The organism is Rubrivivax benzoatilyticus JA2 = ATCC BAA-35 (assembly GCF_000190375.1).
Lineage (GTDB): Bacteria > Pseudomonadota > Gammaproteobacteria > Burkholderiales > Burkholderiaceae_C > Rubrivivax > Rubrivivax benzoatilyticus.
Window position 1 is genome coordinate 12,622 of sequence record NZ_AEWG01000087.1, and the last position, 21,621, is coordinate 34,242.

Annotated in this window: 18 protein-coding genes and 1 riboswitch; of the genes, 11 read left to right on the forward strand and 7 right to left on the reverse strand. The window is 69.8% G+C overall.

Going from position 1 to position 21,621, the window contains the following annotated elements:
- Window positions 1–415 precede the first annotated feature (415 nt).
- Together RBXJA2T_RS19805 and RBXJA2T_RS19810 are read right to left on the reverse strand one after the other, a co-directional pair.
- Window positions 416–1,405 carry an SDH family Clp fold serine proteinase gene (locus RBXJA2T_RS19805; RefSeq protein WP_009857398.1) on the reverse strand — a complete coding sequence of 330 codons (990 nt, stop codon included), beginning with the start codon at window positions 1,403–1,405 and terminating at the stop codon, window positions 416–418.
- 95 nt (window positions 1,406–1,500) lie between these two features.
- Window positions 1,501–2,403 (reverse strand): trypsin-like peptidase domain-containing protein, encoded by a 903-nt coding sequence (locus RBXJA2T_RS19810; RefSeq protein WP_009857399.1) that lies wholly within the window; start codon window positions 2,401–2,403, stop codon window positions 1,501–1,503.
- 328 nt (window positions 2,404–2,731) lie between these two features.
- Between RBXJA2T_RS19810 and RBXJA2T_RS20385 the strand changes: the two genes are divergently transcribed.
- Window positions 2,732–2,878, forward strand: coding sequence for a hypothetical protein (locus tag RBXJA2T_RS20385; protein WP_155983607.1), 147 nt, complete (start codon window positions 2,732–2,734; stop codon window positions 2,876–2,878).
- Between the two features lie 515 nt (window positions 2,879–3,393).
- On the opposite strand, the gene RBXJA2T_RS10780 is transcribed toward RBXJA2T_RS20385, so the two are convergent.
- Window positions 3,394–5,835, reverse strand: coding sequence for a YgiQ family radical SAM protein (locus RBXJA2T_RS10780; protein ID WP_009857401.1), 2,442 nt, complete (start codon window positions 5,833–5,835; stop codon window positions 3,394–3,396).
- A 192-nt stretch (window positions 5,836–6,027) separates the two neighbouring features.
- Here RBXJA2T_RS10780 and RBXJA2T_RS10785 point away from each other — a divergent pair, with 192 nt between their 5' ends.
- Window positions 6,028–6,366, forward strand: a complete 339-nt coding sequence (locus tag RBXJA2T_RS10785) for a hypothetical protein (RefSeq protein ID WP_230246261.1) — start codon at window positions 6,028–6,030, stop codon at window positions 6,364–6,366.
- 27 nt (window positions 6,367–6,393) lie between these two features.
- Here RBXJA2T_RS10785 and RBXJA2T_RS10790 read toward each other — a convergent pair whose 3' ends face one another.
- Window positions 6,394–8,250: an ABC transporter ATP-binding protein gene (locus tag RBXJA2T_RS10790; RefSeq protein WP_009857403.1), complete on the reverse strand. Its 1,857-nt coding sequence runs from the start codon at window positions 8,248–8,250 to the stop codon at window positions 6,394–6,396.
- A gap of 224 nt (window positions 8,251–8,474) precedes the next feature.
- On the opposite strand from RBXJA2T_RS10790, the gene RBXJA2T_RS10795 reads away from it, so the two are divergent.
- Window positions 8,475–10,061: a GMC family oxidoreductase gene (locus tag RBXJA2T_RS10795; RefSeq protein WP_009857404.1), complete on the forward strand. Its 1,587-nt coding sequence runs from the start codon at window positions 8,475–8,477 to the stop codon at window positions 10,059–10,061.
- Window positions 10,061–11,086: an LLM class flavin-dependent oxidoreductase gene (locus tag RBXJA2T_RS10800; RefSeq protein ID WP_009857405.1), complete on the forward strand. Its 1,026-nt coding sequence runs from the start codon at window positions 10,061–10,063 to the stop codon at window positions 11,084–11,086. Before RBXJA2T_RS10795 ends, RBXJA2T_RS10800 begins: the two co-directional genes overlap by 1 nt.
- Here the strand turns inward: RBXJA2T_RS10800 and bluB are convergent.
- A complete protein-coding gene (gene bluB / locus RBXJA2T_RS20940; RefSeq protein WP_009857406.1) occupies window positions 11,029–12,111 on the reverse strand; it encodes a 5,6-dimethylbenzimidazole synthase in 1,083 nt (360 codons plus the stop codon). The two genes, RBXJA2T_RS10800 and bluB, sit on opposite strands and share 58 nt — an antisense overlap.
- A gap of 196 nt (window positions 12,112–12,307) precedes the next feature.
- A complete protein-coding gene (locus RBXJA2T_RS10810; protein WP_009857407.1) occupies window positions 12,308–13,654 on the reverse strand; it encodes a metallophosphoesterase family protein in 1,347 nt (448 codons plus the stop codon).
- 197 nt (window positions 13,655–13,851) lie between these two features.
- On the opposite strand from RBXJA2T_RS10810, the gene RBXJA2T_RS10815 reads away from it, so the two are divergent.
- Window positions 13,852–14,691, forward strand: a complete 840-nt coding sequence (locus tag RBXJA2T_RS10815; protein WP_009857408.1) for a GNAT family N-acetyltransferase — start codon at window positions 13,852–13,854, stop codon at window positions 14,689–14,691.
- A gap of 486 nt (window positions 14,692–15,177) precedes the next feature.
- Here RBXJA2T_RS10815 and RBXJA2T_RS10820 read toward each other — a convergent pair whose 3' ends face one another.
- On the reverse strand, window positions 15,178–16,731 hold the full coding sequence (locus tag RBXJA2T_RS10820; RefSeq protein WP_009857409.1) for a UbiD family decarboxylase: 1,554 nt from the start codon (window positions 16,729–16,731) through the stop codon (window positions 15,178–15,180).
- Between the two features lie 264 nt (window positions 16,732–16,995).
- Between RBXJA2T_RS10820 and RBXJA2T_RS10825 the strand changes: the two genes are divergently transcribed.
- The 6 genes from RBXJA2T_RS10825 to RBXJA2T_RS10850 all read left to right on the forward strand — a co-directional run bounded on the left by RBXJA2T_RS10825 (window position 16,996) and on the right by RBXJA2T_RS10850 (window position 21,615).
- Window positions 16,996–17,865, forward strand: coding sequence for a lytic transglycosylase domain-containing protein (locus tag RBXJA2T_RS10825; RefSeq protein ID WP_009857410.1), 870 nt, complete (start codon window positions 16,996–16,998; stop codon window positions 17,863–17,865).
- Between the two features lie 54 nt (window positions 17,866–17,919).
- Window positions 17,920–18,035, forward strand: a riboswitch (ZMP/ZTP riboswitch).
- A gap of 54 nt (window positions 18,036–18,089) precedes the next feature.
- On the forward strand, window positions 18,090–19,340 hold the full coding sequence (gene glyA, locus RBXJA2T_RS10830) for a serine hydroxymethyltransferase (RefSeq protein WP_009857411.1): 1,251 nt from the start codon (window positions 18,090–18,092) through the stop codon (window positions 19,338–19,340).
- A gap of 16 nt (window positions 19,341–19,356) precedes the next feature.
- Window positions 19,357–19,800 carry a transcriptional regulator NrdR gene (gene nrdR / locus RBXJA2T_RS10835; RefSeq protein WP_009857412.1) on the forward strand — a complete coding sequence of 148 codons (444 nt, stop codon included), beginning with the start codon at window positions 19,357–19,359 and terminating at the stop codon, window positions 19,798–19,800.
- Between the two features lie 114 nt (window positions 19,801–19,914).
- A complete protein-coding gene (locus RBXJA2T_RS10840; RefSeq protein WP_009857413.1) occupies window positions 19,915–20,442 on the forward strand; it encodes a pilus assembly FimT family protein in 528 nt (175 codons plus the stop codon).
- Window positions 20,443–20,533: 91 nt separating this feature from the next.
- A complete protein-coding gene (locus tag RBXJA2T_RS10845; protein WP_029718961.1) occupies window positions 20,534–21,019 on the forward strand; it encodes a type IV pilin protein in 486 nt (161 codons plus the stop codon).
- Window positions 21,019–21,615: a pilus assembly FimT family protein gene (locus RBXJA2T_RS10850; RefSeq protein WP_009857415.1), complete on the forward strand. Its 597-nt coding sequence runs from the start codon at window positions 21,019–21,021 to the stop codon at window positions 21,613–21,615. Before RBXJA2T_RS10845 ends, RBXJA2T_RS10850 begins: the two co-directional genes overlap by 1 nt.
- The last annotated feature ends 6 nt before the right edge of the window (window positions 21,616–21,621 follow it).

The window sequence follows — 21,621 nt, forward strand, 5'->3', positions numbered from 1 at the left end:
CCAGTGATGGCGACCGCGGCGAACGAATGGGCCTTGCAGGCCGCGCCGGGCCAGTGGCCCGGCCCCTCGTGTGGCGCAGGCCGGCCACCGGCCGCGCTGCGTCCGCACTCGGCCCCCGCGCGCGTCTTTCATCAGGGCCCGCAGCATCGAACGCTGCATCAAAAGCCGGTTGTAGTTTTGCAGTCCGCACCTTGGTTCTCTTGCCGTAAGGCGATGCAATGGCAGCACACCGTCGAAGTGCCTTGATGAATCGATTATCGATTCATCAAGGATTCGTTTTGCTTGACAGGTGGGGATGCCATTGTAGCCCGTTAACCGGCGCCGGAGCGCGAAGCGCGGAGGGCACCAACACTGGCCATGAAAATGGCGAAGCCTTGGCCGGTGTTGGCGTCCGCGTTGAACCGACAGTTAGAAATCACTTGCGCTCTTCGTCACGCATGTTGAGGCCTGAAGCTGAACCAATTATGGCGAATTCCTTCTTCTTAAGAATGGATAGCATCATTTCAAACTTGTTGAGGAAGCTATACACCTCGTTGCCGAAAGCATATTCCGGGGAATCCGCTTTGACCACACCTTCACCCAAGAGTCCAACGCTTTCGTCGTAGTCAATGACGAAGCTGTGATCTTTATAGTGATTTACAAAGTGGCTCGCCAGTTTTGATGCTGTTTGCCCCTCCGGCAATGATTTTCCTTGCATAAGGCGTTCAGCGTATTGAGCAGCAGATTCGCTTACGCGATCAAAATAACCCAGGTCATTCAAATCCAACTTTGCACCCAGGTATTTTGACCACATGTCGGCGGACTTGGGGAACTTGGCAGATAGTTCGGCAACTTTGTTGAGCGCATTTGTTAAGCCGAGGGCTGGGTAGCCATTGATTTGTGGATCAATCGGACCAAGTTCACTCATTAAGCCCATGTGGATTTCGTCTGCTCCTAGGGCCAAAAGCGTCGCCGCAGATTTAGCGCGACGCGGCACGACGACAATGAACCGATCCTTAGCAAGTTTCTTGCACGTCTTGCTGATTAGGTATGCTGGCTCGATGCGACCACCACTGCTTTGAACCACAAGAAGAATATCGAGACCCTGTGCATCACTTGATGCCGCCTCATAAATTTTGTTTGAGTGGTAGCTGTTGATTGATGTTTCTGGATCAAACAGATACAGCACCCTATATTTTCCTAGTCCGTGCTTCTCTGCAAGCTTATTGAGGTGGGTTGCGACGGCAACCTTTATGTCTTCGTCCTTTGCGTTTCGCACAAGTTTGAAGAGCTCACCAAAATCTGATAGATCTCCAGTCGCTTCGCTGGGCGGAGTCTCTGGGGGTGCATCCGATGCGCTTTCCTGAGGCCCAGCCTCTGCGTCTTCTAGGATTGCTTCGCGCTTTTTTGAATTAACTCGCGCCATGAATTGACCTCCTTAGTTATTTCCAACGTTGAAGCTGACCCGCGCGCCGAGGCTTGCGAGGGGCGTCGGGTCCAGCGACCGGTTAGCCAGCACGACTACGACGTTACCCCACAGCATTCCTTGTAGCGCTTCGTACTAGCGCATGGGCATGCTTCGTTACGCGCTGGGAGGCGGCCATTTTTGTTTAGGAAATTGAGTACAGGCTCAAAGTCCTTGACAGCCCGCGATGATATTACGTACCCCAAGTTATTCGGCACACCAGTCACCGCAATAGTCTTTTGGCCAATTTCCACTGCGCGAACTTCCCCAGTTGCAAAATGCATTGGACCCGCATAAAGGATACCAAGCAGCTTCACCCGAGAATTTCCAATTGTCATACCAGAAGCACGACTAACAGTGCGCCCCAATTCCAACAGAAAAACTGGTGATCCGCTTGAGCCATTGAAGCAGGCCGCATCAATTACGAACTCGGGTCTTCCGTTGTAGTCCAACTCAGGGTGGGTTGCTGTTATACCTTTGCGAATAATTGGCTGATTATTCTTTTCGTCCCAGATTCCGTTGGGATACCCGACCAGCACGATATCAAGGAGCGCCGGCAAATCAGCCAACTCTTCCGGACTGGGAAGCAAATCTGGAGTAAGTGGGGAGAAGAAGTATGAGTACCCGAGATTCTGGCCTTGCTGAATAAACGGCTGAAGCGGCATGACCGCCAAGTCAAGCGTCTTGTGATACAGCCAACGCTGCGAAAAGTTATCTAACTCAAAATTGTGATGCTTGCCGTAATCAGGCTCGTTGGCATTCGGCTTTCTCAGCGTAAACCAGAACCGGCCAGTAACCGCCCCTTTGACGACATGACGATTCGTAACCAGTACCGGAATGGCATTGGAACCTTCGACACAAAGATTCATCACGAATGCCGTGCCAGTCCCTTCAGCCCCTCCAGGAAAGGTGCATGCCACGCGAGTCGTGCAGTGGGCTAGATGATCAGTGACGAACAACAGTATCTCCCGTGATGACTAACGTAAAGGTGACCGGCACCAAACGGCAAGGCGCCGCGAGGTACAAACTTTCCAACGGCGTCTCGCGGCGCCTTGCCGTTTGGTGTCCGAGTCGACCGTTTTGTTAGGCATCAGGCTGCGTCAGCCTCCAGGTGCAAAGGAAGTCGGGGTCCACCACGTCCTCATCGCTGTCCTTTAGCGAGTAAGTTCCACGCGGTGCGGGCTCGAAAACCTCAGTCATCGGAGGGAGCGTCTTGAACCCGCCGGCGCGCACACCCAAGAGAGACAGAACGATCCCTGAACTTTCATCCGCCGAGACGACCTTCCCATGAAACTGTTCGCGGCGCTTGAACTCGCCACGCTTGTTCTGGACAGTGATCCCCACCAGGACGTACTTGCCAATGAGCTCTCGGGCGAACGCGTGGTCAAAAGACGGTCGTCCGTCGTCAAAGTGCGCAGGGTGCTGCATTCCTGATGCCCAACTCGTTATATGCAGCACCTGAACGCCGCATAACACATCCAGCGCTCGCGTAACAGGCACCCCGAACGGAGGCTCAAGTTCTTGTCGCGCTTGAGATATCCGTCGCCGAGCGACCCGCGGCGCAGGAGTAAAAATGACGCCAAAAGCGGCGTCAGTTACAGATAATTCTGAGCCGCCCCACCGCCCCTCTCCAAGCCCGCCACCCACTTTCGGGGGGATGCCGGCACGAAAACGCGCACAGCCCGGCACCGCCCTGCCGCGGACGCCGGGTGGCCGGTGGAGTGAAGTAAAGGAGGAGGCCCGGCGCAGCCGGGCCGGGGGACATGAACGGAACCGGCCACCCGGTGGCCGCGGCACGCGCAGGCGGTGGCGCACCCGGCCGGACGACGTCCGGCTCAACCAGCCAACAAGAATGGAGCGTCGACTGACGACGACGCCGACGCCGTCTCAGCAGCGGTGCCGACCGCGGTAGCCGTCCCCGCCAACGCGGCGGCAAGCGCGCCTCAAGCTCAGCGCTTGCGCCCCTTCGCCACCGAGCCCGGCTTTCCACCGCCGCCCACCGCCGGCCGCACACGCGCTGATCCGGCCGAAGCCGATGCCGACGACGACGCCGGCTTGCCACCAGCCCCCCGCCCCGGTGCCGCGCCCCGCGCAGCCCCGCCACCCGCCGCGCCAGCGGATGCCCCCCGCCCACACGGCAACCCCGCCCGCGGCGGCAGCCCCGTGTGCTGGGTCAGCACCGTGCCCTTGGACGGCGTGCTGTTCTTGCGCCGAGCGCTCTGGTAGCTGCCGTCGGTGGCCGGTTGGTAGGTCGGGATCAGGTGGTGCTTGCCGTTGCCGATCAGGTCGGCACGGCCCATTTCCTTCAGCGCCTCGCGCAGCAGCGGCCAGTTGTTCGGGTCGTGCCAGCGCAAGAAGGCCTTGTGCAGCCGGCGGCGGCGTTCGCCGCGCACCACGTCCACACGTTCGCCGCGTTCGTCGCGGTGCACGCCCTTCAGCGGGTTCAGCCCCGAGTGGTACATCGCCGTCGCGGTGGCCATCGGGCTGGGGTAGAAGGTCTGCACCTGGTCGGCCTTGAAGCCGTTCTGCTTGAGCCACAGCGCGAGGTTCATCATGTCCTCGTCGGTGGTGCCCGGGTGCGCGGCGATGAAGTACGGGATCAGGTACTGCTTCTTGCCCGCCTCGGCGCTGAACTGGTCGAACAGCTGCTTGAAGCGGTCGTAGCTGCCGATGCCCGGCTTCATCATCTTGGACAGCGGCCCGCGCTCGGTGTGCTCGGGCGCGATCTTCAGATAGCCGCCGACGTGGTGCGACACCAGCTCGCGCGTGTACTCCAGGCTCCTCACCGCCAGGTCGTAGCGCAGGCCCGAGCCGATCAGCACCTTCTTGACGCCCGGCAGCGCACGCACGCGGCGGTAGATCTTCACCAGCGGGCCGTGGTCGGTGCGCAGGTTCTGGCAGATGTCGGGGTAGACGCAGCTCGGCTTGCGGCAGGCGGCCTCGATCTCGGGGCTCTTGCAGCCCAGGCGGTACATGTTGGCCGTCGGCCCGCCCAGGTCGCTGACGACGCCGGTGAAGCCCGGCATCGTGCGCATCTGCTCGACCTCGCGCACGATGCTGTCGGCGCTGCGGCTCTGGATGATGCGGCCCTCGTGCTCGGTGATCGAGCAGAAGGTGCAGCCGCCGAAGCAGCCGCGCATGATGTTCACGCTGAAGCGGATCATCTCCCAGGCCGGGATCTTCGTCGCGCCGTCGTGGCGGCCGAACTCGTCGGCGTAGCGCGGGTGCGGGCTGCGCGCGTACGGCAGGTCGAAGACGTGGTCCATCTCCGGCATGTTCAGCGGCAGCGGCGGCGGGTTGATCCACACGTCGCGCTCGCCGTGGCGCTGCACCAGCGCCCGCGCGTTGCCGGGGTTGGTCTCCAGGTGCAGCACGCGGCTGGCATGGGCGTAGAGCACCGGGTCGGCGCGGACCTGCTCGTACGACGGCATGCGGATCACCGTGCGGTCGCGCGGCGGCGGCGCCGGGCGCGCGGCGCGGCGCGGCACGATCGTGATCGGCTGCTCGGCAACAGCCGCCGCGGCCGCAGCCGGTGCAGCCGGCTCGGCGTCGATGACGGTCGGGTCGGCGGCCGCGGGGCCTTCCAGCGCGTTGCCGCCGGCGTGGTCGGGCGGCTCGTAGGGGTTGGGCAGCGCGTCGACGCGGCCCGGCAGGTCGACCTCGCTGGAGTCGATCTCGATGAAGCCCTGCGGCGCGAAGCCGCTGCGCACCAGGAAGGCGGTGCCGCGGATGTCGGTCATCGTCTCGACGGGCTCGCGCCGCGCCAGGCGGTGGGCGATCTCGACGATGGCGCGTTCGGCGTTGCCGTAGACCAGCAGGTCGGCCTTGCTGTCGGCGAGGATCGAGCGCCGCACCTTGTCCTGCCAGTAGTCGTAGTGGGCGACGCGCCGCAGGCTGGCCTCGATGCCGCCGATGACCACCGGCACGTCCTTGTAGGCCTGCTGGCAGCGCTGGGTGTAGACCAGCGTCGCGCGGTCGGGGCGCTTGCCGGCGGCCGCACCCGCCGTGTAGGCGTCGTCGCTGCGGATGCGGCGGTCGGCCGTGTAGTGGTTGATCATCGAATCCATGTTCCCGGCGGCGATGCCGAAGAACAGGTTCGGGCGCCCCAGCACCTGGAAGGACTCGACGGCGTTCCACTCGGGCTGCGGGATGATGCCGACGCGGAAACCCTGAGCCTCCAGCACGCGGCCGATGACGGCCATGCCGAAGCTCGGGTGGTCGACGTAGGCGTCGCCGGTGACGATGACGATGTCGCAGGAGTCCCAGCCGAGCGCCTCCATCTCCCGCCGCGTGGTCGGCAGGAAGGGCGCGGGGCCGAAACGCTTGGCCCAGAACGGCTTGTAGCCGGTGAGGGCGCGCGCCGGGCGCGGCGGAGTGAGGGCGTGGGACACGGCGTGCTCTCGGGTGGGGACAACGGGGCGAACCGGCGATTGTCGCCGCGCCGGGGTCGCCCGGGTGGCGGCAGGGCCGGCGCGGGCGCCCGGCGTGGCTTTCGTCTCGCGGCGGGATGGCGATTTGCGCGAATGCTCAAGTCGCCGCGCGGCCGCGTCGATACGCGCTCGATGGACGCTTACTGGCCCCCGTTGCTCGCTGCCGCCCTCGTGTTCACCGTGTTCAGCCTTGCCGCGGCGCTGTGGCACCGCCGCCGTGTCGCCCAGCTGCGCCGGCTGCTGGCCGACGCCCAGCACTCGCGTTTCGAGGCCGAGGCCGAGACGCGCGACCTCAAGCGCCGGCTGCACGCCGCGCCGCCGGCCGTCAACGACCAGACCGAACGCCGCGCCGCGCTGGAGCGTGCGCTGGCGCCGCAGGACCGCCCCCGCAGCGCCGACGCCGGCTGGGCCGAGACCCAGCCGATGTCGCTGACGCCCGACGAACACGGTTTCGCGCCGACCCGGCCGATGCCGGAGCCGCCGCCGCGCTGAGGCGGCGCCGCCCACGGCCCAGGCGGATCAGCCCGCCGTGGCCACCGCCTCGTCGGCGTCGTCCTCGCCGAGGAAACCGCCGCTCTGGTGCGCCCACAGCCGCGCGTACAGGCCGCCGGCGGCCAGCAGGCTGCGGTGGTCGCCGACCTCGACGATGCGGCCGCGGTCCATCACCACCAGCCGGTCCATCGCCGCGATCGTCGACAGCCGGTGCGCGATCGCGACCACCGTCTTGCCTTCCATCAGCTTGTACAGGCTGTCCTGGATCGCGGCCTCGACCTCGCTGTCCAGCGCGCTGGTGGCTTCGTCGAGCAGCAGGATCGGCGCGTCCTTCAGCATCACGCGGGCGATCGCGATGCGCTGGCGCTGGCCGCCGGAGAGCTTGACGCCGCGTTCGCCGACGTGGGCGTCGTAACCCTGGCGGCCCTTGGCGTCGGCCAGGCCGGCGATGAAGTCGGCGGCCGCGGCACGTTCGGCGGCGCGGCGCATGTCCTCGTCGCCGGCGTCGGGCCGGCCGTAGAGGATGTTGTCGCGCACCGAGCGGTGCAGCAGCGAGGTGTCCTGCGTGACCATGCCGATCGCCGCGCGCAGGCTGGTCTGGGTGACGCCGGCGATGTCCTGGCCGTCGATCAGGATGCGGCCCGAGTCGATGTCGTACAGCCGCAGCAGCAGGTTCACCACCGTGCTCTTGCCGGCGCCGGAGCGGCCGACCAAGCCGATCTTCTCGCCCGGACGGATGACGAGGTCGAGGTCGTCGAGCACCGGCTTGCGTGCGTCGTACGAGAAGCGCACGGCCTCGAAGCGGATCTCGCCGCGCGAGACCTCCAGCGGTTTGGCCTCGGGCTTGTCGAGCACGCTGCGCGCCTTGGACAGCGTGCCGATGCCGTCGTGCACCGTGCCGATGTGCTCGAACAGCGAGGCCATCTCCCACATCACCCAGTGCGAGATGCCGTTCAGCCGGAAGGCCATCGCGGTGGCCGCGGCGACCGCGCCGACACCCACCTGGCCCTGCGTCCACAGCCACAGGCAGGCGCCGGCGGTCGACGCGATCAGGCCGACGCTCAGCGCCTGGTTGGCGATCTCGAAGCCGCTGACCAGCCGCATCTGGCCGTGCACCGTGCCCATGAACTCCTGCATCGCGCTGCGTGCGTAACGCGCCTCGCGCTGCGAGTGCGAGAACAGCTTGACGGTGGCAATGTTGGTGTAGGCATCGGTGATGCGCCCGGTCATCAGCGAGCGCGCGTCGGCCTGGGCCTGGCCGACCTTGCCCAGCCGCGGCACGAAGAACACCAGGCAGCCGATGTAGCAGGCCAGCCAGCCGGCGAACGGCAGCACCAGCCACAGGTCGAAGCCGCCGACGATGCCGACCAGCGTGACGAAATAGATCAGCACGTAGACCAGGATGTCGGCCAGGATCAGCCAGGTGTCGCGCACCGCCAGCGCGGTCTGCATCACCTTGGTGGCGATGCGGCCGGCGAACTCGTCCTGGTAGAAGCCCATGCTCTGCTCGAGCAGCTGGCGGTGGAAGTTCCAGCGCAGCCGCATCGGGAAGTTGCCGAACAGCGACTGGTACTTGACCAGCGCCTGCACGCCGGCGAGCACGATGCTGCCCAGCAGCACGCCGCCCAGCAGCAGCAGCGTGCGGCCTTCCTGCTCCCACAGCCGGGCCGGCTCGACCTGGGCCAGCACGTCGATGACGTGGGCCATCATGCTGAACAGCAGCGCCTCGAAGGCGCCGATGCCGGCGGTCAGCAGCGTCAGCGCGAGCAGCAGCCCGCGCATGCCGCGCGAGCATTCCCAGAGGAAGGCGACGAAGGTCTTCGGCGGCGTGGGCGGCAGCGCATCCGGGTAGGGATGCACCAGCCGTTCGAAACGCTGGAACACGGCGGGTCTCCAAGGCGCCTGATGGGCGCGGCCGCGGCGGCGCGGGCGGCCGGCGGCGGTGGGCGGCCGGGTCGGCCGCGGGGGGCGATTATCGGCAAGCCGCGTGTCCGGTGCAGGCGGCGGCCGCCGAGGACGCGGGGGTGACAGCCCCGGGCGGCTCTGGAGCGATCTCTCCAGCCGGGCTGGCTAAGATCGTCCGACAACCACGAGCACCGGAGACCAGCGTGTACGACTACCTGATCGTCGGGGGAGGGTCGGCGGGCTGCGTGCTCGCCGCGCGCCTGTCCGAGGACCCCGACGTGCGCGTCGCGCTGCTCGAAGCCGGCGAGGCCGACCGCAGCGCGCTGATCCACTGCCCCGCTGGCATCGCGCTGATGGCCCGCACCGGCCAGGCCAACTGGGCCTTCGAGACCGTCGCCCAGTCCGGGCTGGACGGGCGCGCCGGCTACCAGCCGCGCGGCAAGGTGCTCGGCGGCTCCAGTTCCATCAACGCGATGATCTACATCCGCGGCCAGCGCGAGGACTACGACGCCTGGGCCGCCGCCGGCAACCCGGGCTGGGGCTGGGCCGACGTGCTGCCGTACTTCAAGAGGTCCGAGCACAACGAACGCGGCGCCGACGCCTGGCACGGCGCCGCCGGCCCGCTGAACGTGATGGACCTGCCCGAGCCCAACCCCTGGTCGCGGCGCTTCATCGAGGCCGGCCGCCAGGCGGGTTTCGCCGAGAACCGCGACTTCAACGGCGAACACCAGGAAGGCGTCGGCATGTACCAGGTGACGCACCGCGGCGGCGAACGTTTCAGCGCCGCCAAGGCCTACCTGACGCCGGCGCTCGATCGGCCCAACCTGGACGTCGTCACCGGCGCGCAAGTGCTGAAGGTGGTGCTCGAAGGCTGCCGCGCCACCGGCGTCGAGCTGCTGCAGGGCGGCACGCGGCGCGTGCTGGCGGCGCGGCGCGAGGTCATCCTGTCGGCCGGCGCGCTGCAGTCGCCGCAGCTGCTGCTGCTGTCGGGCATCGGCCCGGGCGCCGAGCTGCAGGCGCTGGGCGTGCCGGTCGTGCACGATCTGCCGGGCGTCGGCCGCCACCTGCACGACCACCCCGACGTCGTGCTGCTGGTCGACGCACCGGGCGCCAAGGAGACGGTGGGCGTGTCGGCGGGCGGCGCGCTGCGCGTGCTGGCCGGCGTGCAGCAGTGGCGCTCGCGGCGCCGCGGCCTGCTGACGACCAATTTCGCCGAGTCCGGCGCCTTCCTGCGCACGCGCGCCGACGAGATGCGGCCCGACGTGCAGCTGCACTTCGTCATCGGCAAGCTGGTCGACCACGGCCGGAGCACGGTCTGGGGCCACGGCTGGTCGGCCCACGTCTGCGTGCTGCGGCCCCAGAGCCGCGGCCGCGTGACGCTGAGGGCCGCCGACCCGCTGGCGCCGCCGCGCATCGACCCGGGCTTCCTGGACCACCCCGACGACCTGCGCCGGCTGATGGACGGCGTGCGGCTGACGCAGCGCATCCTCGCGCAGCCGGCGCTGGCCGGTGGCGGCCGGCCCTCGGCCTCGGGGCTGGACGACACCGCGCTGGAGCACTGGGTGCGCCAGCACGCCGACACGATCTACCACCCGGTCGGCAGCTGCCGCATGGGGCCGGGCCGGGGCGACGTCGTCGACGCCGAGCTCCGGGTCAAGGGGATCCAGGGCCTGCGGGTGGCCGACGCGTCGATCATGCCCAGCATCGTCTCCGGAAACACCAACGCCCCGACCCTCATGATCGGCGAGAAGGCCGCCGACCTCGTGCGCCGCGCCGCCGCCCTCGTGTGATGCGCCTGTCGGTGCTGGACCAGTCGCCGGCGGTCGCCGGCCGCGGCGAGGACGAAGCGATCCGCGCCGGCGTCGCGCTGGCCGAGCTCGCCGAGACCCTGGGCTACGAACGCTTCTGGGTCAGCGAGCACCACAACATGGACGCGCTGGTCGGCACCGCGCCCGAGCTGCTGCTGGCCGCCGCCGCGGCACGCACGCGCCGCATCCGCCTGGGCAGCGCCGGCGTCATGCTGCCGCACTACGCGGCGCTGAAGGTGGCCGAGCAGTTCCGCGTGCTCGACGCGCTGGCGCCGGGCCGCATCGACCTCGGCGTCGGCCGCGCGCCGGGCGGCGACATGCGCACCGCGACGGCGCTGAACCCGAACGCGGCACTGGCCGCCGAGGGCTTCCCGCAGCAGGTGGCCGAGCTGCAGGCCTGGGTGGGCGGCGCGCGCCACCGCGGCATCGTCGCGCATCCGCGGGCACCGGCGGGTTCCGGCGCCGAACGCACGCCCGAGGTCTGGATCCTCGGCAGCTCGACCTACGGCGCGCAGCTCGCGGCCCAGCTCGGCCTGCCCTACGCCTTCGCCTATTTCTTCTCCGACGGCCAGGGCGTCGAGGCGGCGCTGGACCTCTACCGCGGCCTGTACCAGCCGAGCGAACGCCACCCCCAGCCCGAGGCCACGATCTGCGTCTGGGCGCTGGCCGCCGACGACGGCGAGACCGCGCGCCGGCAGGCGCTGCCGCGCGAACGCTGGTGGCTGGACCGCCGCCGCGGCCGCATCGCGCCGCTGCAGTCGCCCGAGCAGGTGGCGCTGGCCGGCTTCGAACCCGACGAGCTGGCGCTGCTGGCCGGCGCGCGCGAGCAGGCGCTGGTCGGCAGCGCCGCCGAGGTCGGTGCGCGGCTGCGCGCGCTGGCCTCGCGGCTGGCGCTGGACCACGTCGTCGTCAACACCTGGACCTACGACGAAGCCGTGCGCCGGCACTCCTACGCCTTGCTGGCCGCCGAGTTCGGGCTGGCGGGTTCGCCCCAGGCGTTCTCGTAGACCGCGTCCTGCCACGGGCGGCGCGAGCGCCAGCCTTCGATCTCCAGCATCGGCGCCGGGTAGAAGGCCTCGACCGGCCCGAGGCAGAGGATGGCCAGCGGCATCGCGCCGGCCGGCATCGCCAGCAGCTCGGCCAGCGGCTGCGGCTCGAACATCGACACCCAGCCCAGGCCCAGGTTCTCGACGCGCGCGGCCAGCCAGAGGTTCTGGATCGAGCAGGCCAGCGAGCAGACGACCATCTCGCGCGGCATCGTGCGCCGGCCGAAGACCGTGCCGTCGTCGGGCGGCAGCGCCGCGACCAGCAGCTCGGCGCATTCGCGGATGCCTTCGACCTTCAGCCGCAGGAACTCGGCGGCACGTTCGCCCATCGCGCTGGCGGTGGCGTCGCGTTCGCGGGCGACCAGCGCGGCGATCGCTTCGCGGCGCGCCGGGTCGCTGATGCGCAGGTAGCGCCAGGGCTGCATCATGCCCACCGACGGCGCGTGGTGCGCCGCCTGCAGCAGGCGCTGCAACGTCTCGGGCGCGATGCGTTCGCCGCGGCGGAAGTGGCGCATGTCGCGCCGCCCGGCCAGCAGGCGCTGCAGGCGGCGCGCGTCGGCCGGGCCGTAGTGTTCGCCGCCGGGCGCGGCCGGCGCGGCGGCGGCCGAAGCCGCCTCGTAGCGGGGAGAAAGCCGCACCGTCTCGCCGACCACCAGCGTGCCGGCGCCAGCCGGCAGCGCCGCCAGGCCGGTGGCGACGACGGTCTCGCCGTCGAGACGCGCCGCCGGGGTGTCCGCCGCCAGGCCGTGGCGTTGCAGCTCGGCGGCGATGCGCACCGCCTGCGGGCCGCCGTCGGCGAAGACGCGCGTCTGCCCCGGTTCGGCCAGCGCCGACCAGTCGGCCGTGCCCAGCGCCCCGGCGTCCAGCAGCACGCAGCGCGAGGCCAGGCCCGGTTGCGTCAGCGGGATGCCCGCGGCAAGCACCGCGGCCAGGGCCGGCGGCAGGCCGGCGCAGGCGGAATCGGGACGGGTTTCGGAGCAGGACATCGGCAGCGGAGACGGGCACGCCCAGGCGGCGCGCCGCGATGATACGGAGCCGCCGAGCCGCCGCCCAGCACCGGCGGCCGTGCTCAAAAACCAGGCAATCCAAAAAAACTCGTGGCCTGGCGCGCACTTGCGCGCCGGCCCCACGGTTTGTCCACAGGGATGCCAACGTCGGCCGGGGACATCCGGCCGGCGGTGTTCAGAGCGTGATCGACAGCGTGTTGTCGCCCGGCTGCGGGTCGTTCCACAGGCCGAGCACGAAGCCGCCGAGCATCGCCGTCATCGGGTCGGCGCTCTGCGCCATGGCCTGCAGCGTGGCCAGCACGTTGGCGTCGTCGAGCTGCTCGTCGCCGGCGTAGTGCGCGACCATCGCCGGCACGATCAGCGGCACCAGCATCGCGACGGTCTGGGCCGGCAGCGAGTACGGCGCCGAGCCCAGCAGCCCGGCCACCAGCGTCTCCAGCCCGGTCTCCAGATAGTCCTGCGACCAGGCGACGAAGTCGCTGGGGTGGCCGGCCGTCGCCTTGACCGTGCTGCTGGTGATGGCCAGCGTGCCGGCGCCGCGGTCGATCGTCACCAGGCGGTAGGGGCTGGGCGCGGTGACCGTCGAGCCGGTCTCGATGTCGTGCACCATGACACCGCCGTAGCTGGCGCGCACGATGTCCTGGGCGTGGTAGTGGCCGGTGAAGACCACCGTCAGGCCCGCCGCGGCGAAGGCCGCGGCCAGGGCCTCGCGGTCCTCGACCAGGTACTCGGGGAAGAAGCTCGACTGGCCGGGGAAGTGCTCGATCAGGCCGTGGTGCATGGTGCCGATGGCGGCGATGCCGCGCTGGCGCGCGACGCCCAGCCAGTGCTGCAGCCAGGCGAGCGTCTGGGCGCGCACGCGGCCGGCGGTGATCGGCGCGCTCGGATGGGCGCTCTCGGCGTAACGGCAGGAGTCGATGGCGAAGAGCCAGACGCCGGTGCCCAGCTCGGCGACATAGCTCAGCGACGCCGGGTCGCGCGAGATCGTGTCGCCGTAGCCGCAGCGGGCGTAGATCGTCGCGAACGCGGCGGCGTCGACGGTCTCGGCGGCGGTCGCCGGCACGCTGCGGAAGTCCTTCGCGTCGGGGTTGGCGACGTCGTGGTTGCCGGGGATCACGTAGGCCCGGATGCCGCGCGCCCGCAGCGCCTGCAGCCTGGAGGCGAGCAGCTCGTGGTTGACACGTTCACCGTCCTTGGTCAGGTCGCCGGAGATCAGCAGCGCGTCGGGCTTGTCGGCCACGATCGCGGCCAGCGCGGCGTCGAGGATCTCGACGCTCTCCCGGATCATCTTGCGGTCCTGCAGCAGGTAGGCGTCGAGCTCGCTGCTGGTGCCCAGCGCCGTGCTGTCGTAGAGGTGCACGTCGCTGAGCACGGCCAGGCGCAGCGGGCGGTCGTCGTCACCACCGCCGCAGCCGGCCAGCCAGGACGGCAGCGTGATGACCGAGGCCAGGCCGGCGCTGGTCTGCAGGAAACGGCGGCGCGACGGCGCCGGGCGGGAGCGGTTGTCGTTGGAGGTCGTCATGGGTGTCCTGTGGCGTTCGTGCCCGCGGCACGACGCCCGGCATTGCAGGCGGCCGCCGTGATCGTGCGATGACGCCGCGCCGGCATCAAGGCGGCGTTTGCGCCCGGTCATGCCCGCCGGCACGCGGCGCGCACCGCCACGGCTTCGTCATCGACGCTTCACCCGGGCGTCACCCCCGGCCGTGACGATGGCCGTCCATGCCCGACACGATCCTGACCCCGCCGCTCGCCGCCGCCCCGATCGAGGACCGCGCCGGCGCCCTCAGCCCCCGCGCCCCGCTGCCGGCGGCACCCACCGCCGAGGCCGCGCTCGTCGTCGCCTGGGCGCGCGACGAGGACGAGGTGCGCGAGGCCCAGCGTCTGCGCCACGAGGTCTTCGCCGGCGAGATGGGCGCCCGGCTGGAGGTGCCGCCCGGCACGCCCGCGGGGCTGGACGTCGACCGCTACGACGCGTTCTGCGAACACCTGCTGGTGCGCGCGCCGGGCGACGCTGGCGAGCCCGGCGCCGTCGTCGGCACCTACCGCGTGATGACGCCGGCAGCCGCCGCGCGTGCCGGCGGGCTGTACAGCGACAACGAGTTCGATCTCCGCGCCCTGGAGCCGCTGCGCGCGACGATGGTCGAGCTCGGCCGCTCCTGCGTGCACCCGGACTGGCGCTCCGGCGGCGTCGTGATGGCGCTGTGGGGCGCGCTCGCCGCCTTCATGGTGCGCAACGGGCTGGAGACCATGGTCGGCTGCGCCAGCGTCGGCATGCGCGACGGCGGCCACGCCGCCGCCAGCCTGTGGCGGCGCCTGGAAGCCACGCACCTGGCCGCGCCCGAATGGCGCGTGACGCCGCGACTGGCGCTGCCGGTCGACGAACTGCGCCAGGACCTGCCGGTCGACGCGCCGCCGCTGCTCAAGGGTTATCTGCGCTGCGGTGCACGCGTGCTCGGCGCACCGGCCTGGGACCCCGACTTCAACACCGCCGACCTGCCGGTGATGCTGCGCCTGACGGACCTGCCGGCACGCTACCGGCGGCACTTCATCGGGGCCTGAACCGGCCGCCCGCACGGGGCCGGTGCACCGCGCCGGCAGCCGCCGGGCGCTGCCACAAATTGTGGCAATCCGATGAAAAGCCCGGTGAATCAAGCACCTGGCGACGCCGCGCACGAGTTGTCCACAGAGATGCCAACGTCAGGCGTGGAAATTCACACGGAAGACGCCGCAACCCGGCGCACCGAGGCCGGGCACCGGGAGAACACCGCTCGCACCGTGGCGGCGCGCGGGAGGTTCACACACGGGATCGAGCAAGCTCCGGGCCTGCGCAGGCGCAAAACAAGCCCCACAAAACGAAACCCCCTCCAGCCCAGGGGACCGGAGGGGGCGGGTGACCTCTCGTCACCGATGGAGCTCCAGAGGAAAGTGGTCCGGGGCTCCCGACGCGCAGGAATTGCGCCGTCTTCCTAGATGCCTGCTGTCAGGCCTCTCCAAGTTAGGCGACGCGGCACGCGGTTTCAAGGCGTTTTGCGTCGCCGGCGCAGGTCAAGAGGCCGAGATCAAACGTTCTGCGAGCGACTGCACACGCTGCTCGACGGCGGCGTCCATCGTGATCGTCCGGCCCCACTCGCGCCTGGTCTCGCCGGGCCACTTGTTGGTCGCGTCCAGGCCCATCTTGCCGCCCAGGCCGCTGACCGGCGACGCGAAATCCAGGTAGTCGATCGGCGTCTCGGAGACCAGCGTCGTGTCGCGCACCGGGTCCATGCGCGTGGTGATCGCCCAGATGACTTCGCGCCACTCGCGGATGTTCACGTCCTCGTCGGTGACGACGATGAACTTGGTGTACATGAACTGGCGCAGGAAGCTCCACAGCCCGAACATCACGCGCTTGGCGTGGCCGGGGTAGGCCTTGCGGATCGAGATCACCGCCATGCGATAGCTGCAGCCCTCGGGCGGCAGGTAGAAGTCGACGATCTCCGGAAACTGCTTCTGCAGGATCGGCACGAAGACCTCGTTCAGCGCCACGCCCAGCACCGCCGGCTCGTCGGGCGGCTTGCCGGTGTAGGTGGAGTGGTAGATCGGGTCGCGGCGGTGCGTGATGCGGTCGACCTGGAACACCGGGAACCAGTCCTGCTCGTTGTAGTAGCCGGTGTGGTCGCCGAACGGGCCTTCCAGCGCATGCAGGTAGCCGCCGCGCTCGCACAGCTTGACGCCGCGGTCGGACTCGCCGCTGAAGCCGGCCGGCGCCGGCGGGATGTGACCTTCGAGCACGATCTCGGCGCTGGCCGGCACCTGCAGCGCGCGGCCTTCGCCGACGCCGGATTCGACGAGCTCGGTGCGGCTGCCGCGCAGCAGGCCGGCGAACTGGTATTCGGACAGGCTGTCGGGCACCGGCGTCACGGCGCCGAGGATGGTCGCCGGGTCGGCGCCGAGTGCCACCGCGATCGGGAAGGGCTTGCCGGGGTTGGCGAGCGCGAACTCGCGGAAGTCCAGCGCGCCGCCGCGGTGCGCCAGCCAGCGCATGATCAGCTGGTTGCGGCCGATCAACTGCTGACGGTAGATGCCCAGGTTCTGGCGCTGGCGCGGGTTGGCCACGGCCTGCGGGCCGCGCGTGACGACGAGGCCCCAGGTCAGCAGCGGGCCGGCGTCGCCGGGCCAGCAGGTCTGGATCGGCAGGCGGCCGAGGTCGACGTCCGGGCCTTCGAGCACCACCTCCTGGCAGGGCGCGCTGCGCTGCAGCGCGGGCTTCATGTCCCACAGCGCCTTGGCCATCGACAGCAGCTTGCCGGCGTCCTTCAGGCCCTTGGGCGGCTCGGGCTCCTTGAGACCGGCCAGCAGCCGGCCGACCTCGCGCAGCTCGGCGGTCGACGAGGCCCCCATGCCGAGGGCGACACGTTGGGGGGTGCCGAACAGATTGATCAGCACCGGGATCGAGAACCCGGTCGGGTTGCGGCACAGCACGGCCGGCCCGCCGGCACGCAGCAGCTTGTCGCCCAGCGCGGTCATCTCGAGCACCGGGGACACCGGATCGGTGATGGTGCGCAACTCGCCGCGGGCTTCGAGCTGGGTGATGAAGTCCCGCAAGTCTCGGTAGTTCATTCTCTATGGATATAAGAGACGGCTTTCATATTCTTGACCGGATATGAGAGCCTTCCTAAAATTTCGGAAGCCCTGGATCTGGATCAGGGCAGACCCGTACCGTCCTCAGCGTAATCACCTGGACGGTCGCTGAAGTCCCGCTCCGCGCGGCCCGTTCGTCGGTCGCTTGCGGTAGTCGGTCGATTATCGCCGTCACCCCGCCCCAGCGCCCCCTTGGCGCCGCGGCCCTGGGGCCTAGAGGACGGCGCTTGGAAGAGGGATGCGATGAAAGCCATTGCCGTGCTGCGCAGCGCGCAGCAAGCCACGGGGCGCTCGCTGACGGTATTCGCACGTGACGTCGGTCACGGCCTGCTCGAGATCGGGCACAACACCCTGGCCGTGGTCGGCCTGGCGGTGGTGGCGGTGCTCGTCTTCGTGGCTGGCCGGGAGGACCTGCGTCAGCAGGCCGAGACCCTGGCCTTCGAGTGGCTGCAGACGCGCCATGAAGTGCGCGCCGCGGCCATCGCGGACGCCGAACTGGTGCCGTCCGAGCCGCTGGCCGTGACGCGTGCGACCGCAGCCGACCCGAACGGCCTGACCGACCAGCAGGCCGCCGTCGCGAGCTGGATCTCGCGCCGCTACAAGGTGGCGCCGGAGCCGATCAGCGCGCTGGTGCAGGAAGCCTGGACCATCGGCCAGCGCGCCGGCCTGGACCCGACGCTGATCCTGGCCATCATGGCCGTCGAGTCGAGCTTCAACCCGTTCGCGCAGAGCCCGGTCGGCGCCCAGGGCCTGATGCAGGTGATGACCCGCATCCACGACGACAAGTACCAGGCTTTCGGCGGCACCCACGCCGCGTTCGACCCGATCAGCAACCTGCGGGTCGGCGTGCAGGTGCTCAAGGAGTGCATCACGCGCGCCGGCGGCCTGCAGCAGGGCCTGAAGCACTACGTCGGCGCCGCGCTGCTGGATAGCGACGGCGGCTACGTCGACCGCGTGATGACCGAGCAGGACTACCTCAAGCGCGTGGCCGCGGGCAACCGCGTGTCGATCAACGCGCCGATCACGGTGCCGCGCGACGCCGCGCCGATGCCGCTGCCGGCCGCGCCCCCGGCGCCGCCGCGCGCCGAACAGCTGGCGATGCTGCGCCCCTGAGCGCCGGCGTTTGACCTCGCCACGGCGGCGGCCCCGGCCGCTGCCGTTACACTCCGCGTCCTGCGCGACTGGCGATGAGGGGCCGCAACTGCCGGCCCCGAGGTGGACTGACCACCGGGAAGCGCAGGCCGGCCCACCGCCGGCGTCAGCCGTTCGCCTGGGCAGCCCTCGACGACGCTCCGCCGCGGGGCGCTCGATGGCCCTTCACTCCGAAGAGGACTGCCGTGTTCGACCGTACCCAATCCACGCTCGCCAACGTCGACCCTGAAATCTGGGCGACCATCCAGGACGAGAACCGCCGCCAGGAAGAGCACATCGAGCTCATCGCGTCGGAGAACTACACCAGCCCCGCGGTGATGGCCGCGCAAGGCTCGCAGCTCACCAACAAGTACGCCGAGGGCTACCCCGGCAAGCGCTACTACGGCGGCTGCGAACACGTCGACGTCGTCGAGCAGCTCGCGATCGACCGCGTCAAGCAGCTCTTCGGCGCCAACTTCGCCAACGTGCAGCCCAACTCGGGCTCGCAGGCCAACCAGGCCGTGTTCTTCGGCCTGCTCGAGCCCGGCGACACGATCATGGGCATGAGCCTGTCCGAAGGCGGCCACCTGACGCACGGCATGCCGCTGAACATGAGCGGCAAGTGGTTCAAGGTCGTCAGCTACGGCCTCGACGCCAACGAAGCCATCGACTACGACGCGATGGAACGCCTGGCGCACGAGCACAAGCCGAAGCTGATCATCGCCGGCGCCTCGGCCTACAGCCTGCGCATCGACTTCGAACGTTTCGCCAAGGTGGCCAAGGCCATCGGCGCGTACTTCATGGTCGACATGGCGCACTACGCCGGCCTCGTCGCCGCGGGCGTCTACCCGAACCCGGTGCCGCATGCCGACGTCGTCACGTCCACCACGCACAAGAGCCTGCGTGGCCCGCGCGGCGGCATCATCCTGATGAACGACGAGGCGATCGCCAAGAAGATCAACAGCGCGATCTTCCCGGGCATCCAGGGCGGCCCGCTGATGCACGTCATCGCCGGCAAGGCCGTGGCCTTCAAGGAAGCGCTGGCGCCCGAGTTCAAGGCCTACCAGCAGCAGGTGGCGGCCAACGCCAAGGTGCTGGCCGAGACGCTGATCTCGCGCGGCCTGCGCATCGTCAGCGGCGGCACCGAGAGCCACGTGATGCTCGTCGACCTGCGCCCCAAGGGCCTGACCGGCAAGGAAGCCGAGGCGCTGCTGGGCAAGGCCCACATGACCTGCAACAAGAACGGCATCCCGAACGACCCGCAGAAGCCGATGGTCACCAGCGGCATCCGCCTGGGCACGCCGGCGATGACGACACGCGGCTTCAAGGAAGACGAGGTGCGCCGCACCGCGCACCTGATCGCCGACGTGCTCGACAACCCGCACGACGAGGCGAACATCGCCGCGGTGCGCGAGAAGGTCGCGGCGCTGACGCGCGACTTCCCGGTCTACCGCTGATCGGGAGCGGCGGCGCATGCGTTGTCCGTACTGCGCCCACGGCGAGACTCAGGTCGTCGAGACCCGCGAGTCCGACGAGGGCGGCGTCGTGCGCCGGCGCCGCCGCTGCCTGAAGTGCGAGAAGCGCTTCACAACCTACGAACGCGCCGAGGTCGCGATGCCCGCCGTCGTCAAGAAAGACGGCGCGCGGGTCGAGTTCGACCCCGAGAAGCTGCGCGCGTCGATGCTGCTGGCGCTGCGCAAGCGCCCGGTCGGCGTCGAGAAGATCGACGCCGCGATCGAGCGCATCCAGGAGCAGCTCGTCGCCGGCGGCGCACGCGAGGTGCCGAGCACACGCGTCGGCGAGCTCGTGATGCGCGAGCTCGAGAAGCTGGACAAGGTGGCCTACGTGCGTTTTGCGTCGGTCTACCGCAGCTTCGAGGACGTCGACGAGTTCAGCCAGCTGATCCGCGACATCTGAGCCGCTGATCCCCCGCGCGGGGGCCGCCACCGGCGGGCGCCCCGCGAACCCGCCACGAGGGGAGCGCAGGCCGCGCCCCGTCTTCCTAGAGTGCCCCGGCACGGGAGGACGAGCATGGCCGAGATCCGGGTTCCACGACCGCGCCGCAGGCGCGGGCTGACGCTGGTCGAGAGCGCCGTCACGCTGGCGCTGGCCGCGGTGGTCGTCGGCCTGGCGGTGCCGGGCTTCGCGGCAATCGGCGAGCGCGAGCGGCTGCGCGCCGTGGCCTCGGCGCTGCAGACCGACATCGCGTTCGCACGCAGCCAGGCCGCCGCCCAGTCGCGCACGCTGCGGCTGGAGTTCGCCGGCCCGCGCTGCTGGCTGCTGCACGACGGCCCGGCCGGCTGCGGCTGCGGGCCTGGCGCCGCGGCCTGCCCGGGCCGGCTCGTGCTGCGCCAGGCCGATCTCGGCGCCGGCCACCCCGTCGAACTGCGCGCCAACGTCGGCTCGATCCTCTTCGAGCCGACACGCGGCACCGTCACGCCGACGACCACGGTGCGGCTGTCGCTGCCGCAGGGGCCGCGGCTGCACCTCGTCGTCAACCTGATGGGCCGGGTGCGGCGCTGCTCGCCCGACGGCCTGCCGGGCGAAGCCGCCTGCTGATCCCTTGAACCCGGGCCCCACTCCGCGACGAACGGCGGCGCCGCCGCGACGAACGGTTCGGCCGCGGACCACGCTGAAAATAATCTGCCGCATGTCCAACCGGTCGCGTCGGTGTTCCGCGGTGGGGTCTGGCGGCGGCTTCACGCTCGTCGAGCTGGCGATCACGCTGGTGGTGCTGGGCGTGATCGGCGCGCTGGCGCTGCCCTCCTTCCTGGACAGCATCCGCAAGAGCCGGCGCTCCGATGCCTACGCCGCGGTCGCGGCGGTGCAGCAGGCGCAGGAGCGCTGGCGCAGCAACCACGCCGAATACGCCACCTCGCTCGCCGACCTCGGGCTGGGTGACGCCAGCGTCTCGGGCTACTACACGATCGAGATCGGCAGCTCGGCCGCGCCGGGCGACACGCTGGCCAGCGCCTACGTCGTCACCGCCCGCGGCCGCAGCGGCACCAGCCAGGCCGCCGACCCGCAGTGCCGCCACCTCAGCATGCGCCTGCGCGGCGGCAACCTCGAGTACGCCGGCTGCGGCAGCTGCGGCGACTTCTCCTACGGCGTGGCCCACGCCTGCTGGCCCCGGTGATGCGCGCCGCCTCGCCCCGGCCGCGCGGCCTGACGCTGATCGAGCTGATGCTCGCGATCGGCCTGCTGGGCGTGATGCTGGCGCTGGGCGCGCCGTCGCTGTTCGACTACATCCGCGTGCAGCGGCTCAAGAGCGTCAACGCGCAGCTCGGCACCGACGTGCAGTTCGCCCGCGGCCAGGCGGTGGCACACGGCCTGCGGTCCTTCGTGCTCTTCCCGGCGGCGGGCACGCCGGTGGCCTGCTACACGATCTACGAGCTGCGTCCCGGCGCCGACGCGAGCAAGCTCTATTGCGACTGCACCCGCGGCCCCGGCCTGGCCTGCCCGAACGCGGTGGCCATCGAGCTGCGCACCGTGGTGCTGCCGGCCGACGGCGGCGTGCGCTTCCAGCTGCCCGCCGGCGACCGCGGCTTCGGCTTCGACCCGCTGACCGGCGGCCTGCTGACGCACAGCCTCGACCTGCTGCCCCAGCCGCTGAACGCCTTCGTGCTCGACACCCTGCTCGACACCGAACGCTACCTGCGCACCACCGTCGGCCGCGCCGGCCGGCCGAGCGCCTGCGCCAGCCGGCCGGCGCTGGGGGCCTCGCCGTGCTGAGCCGCC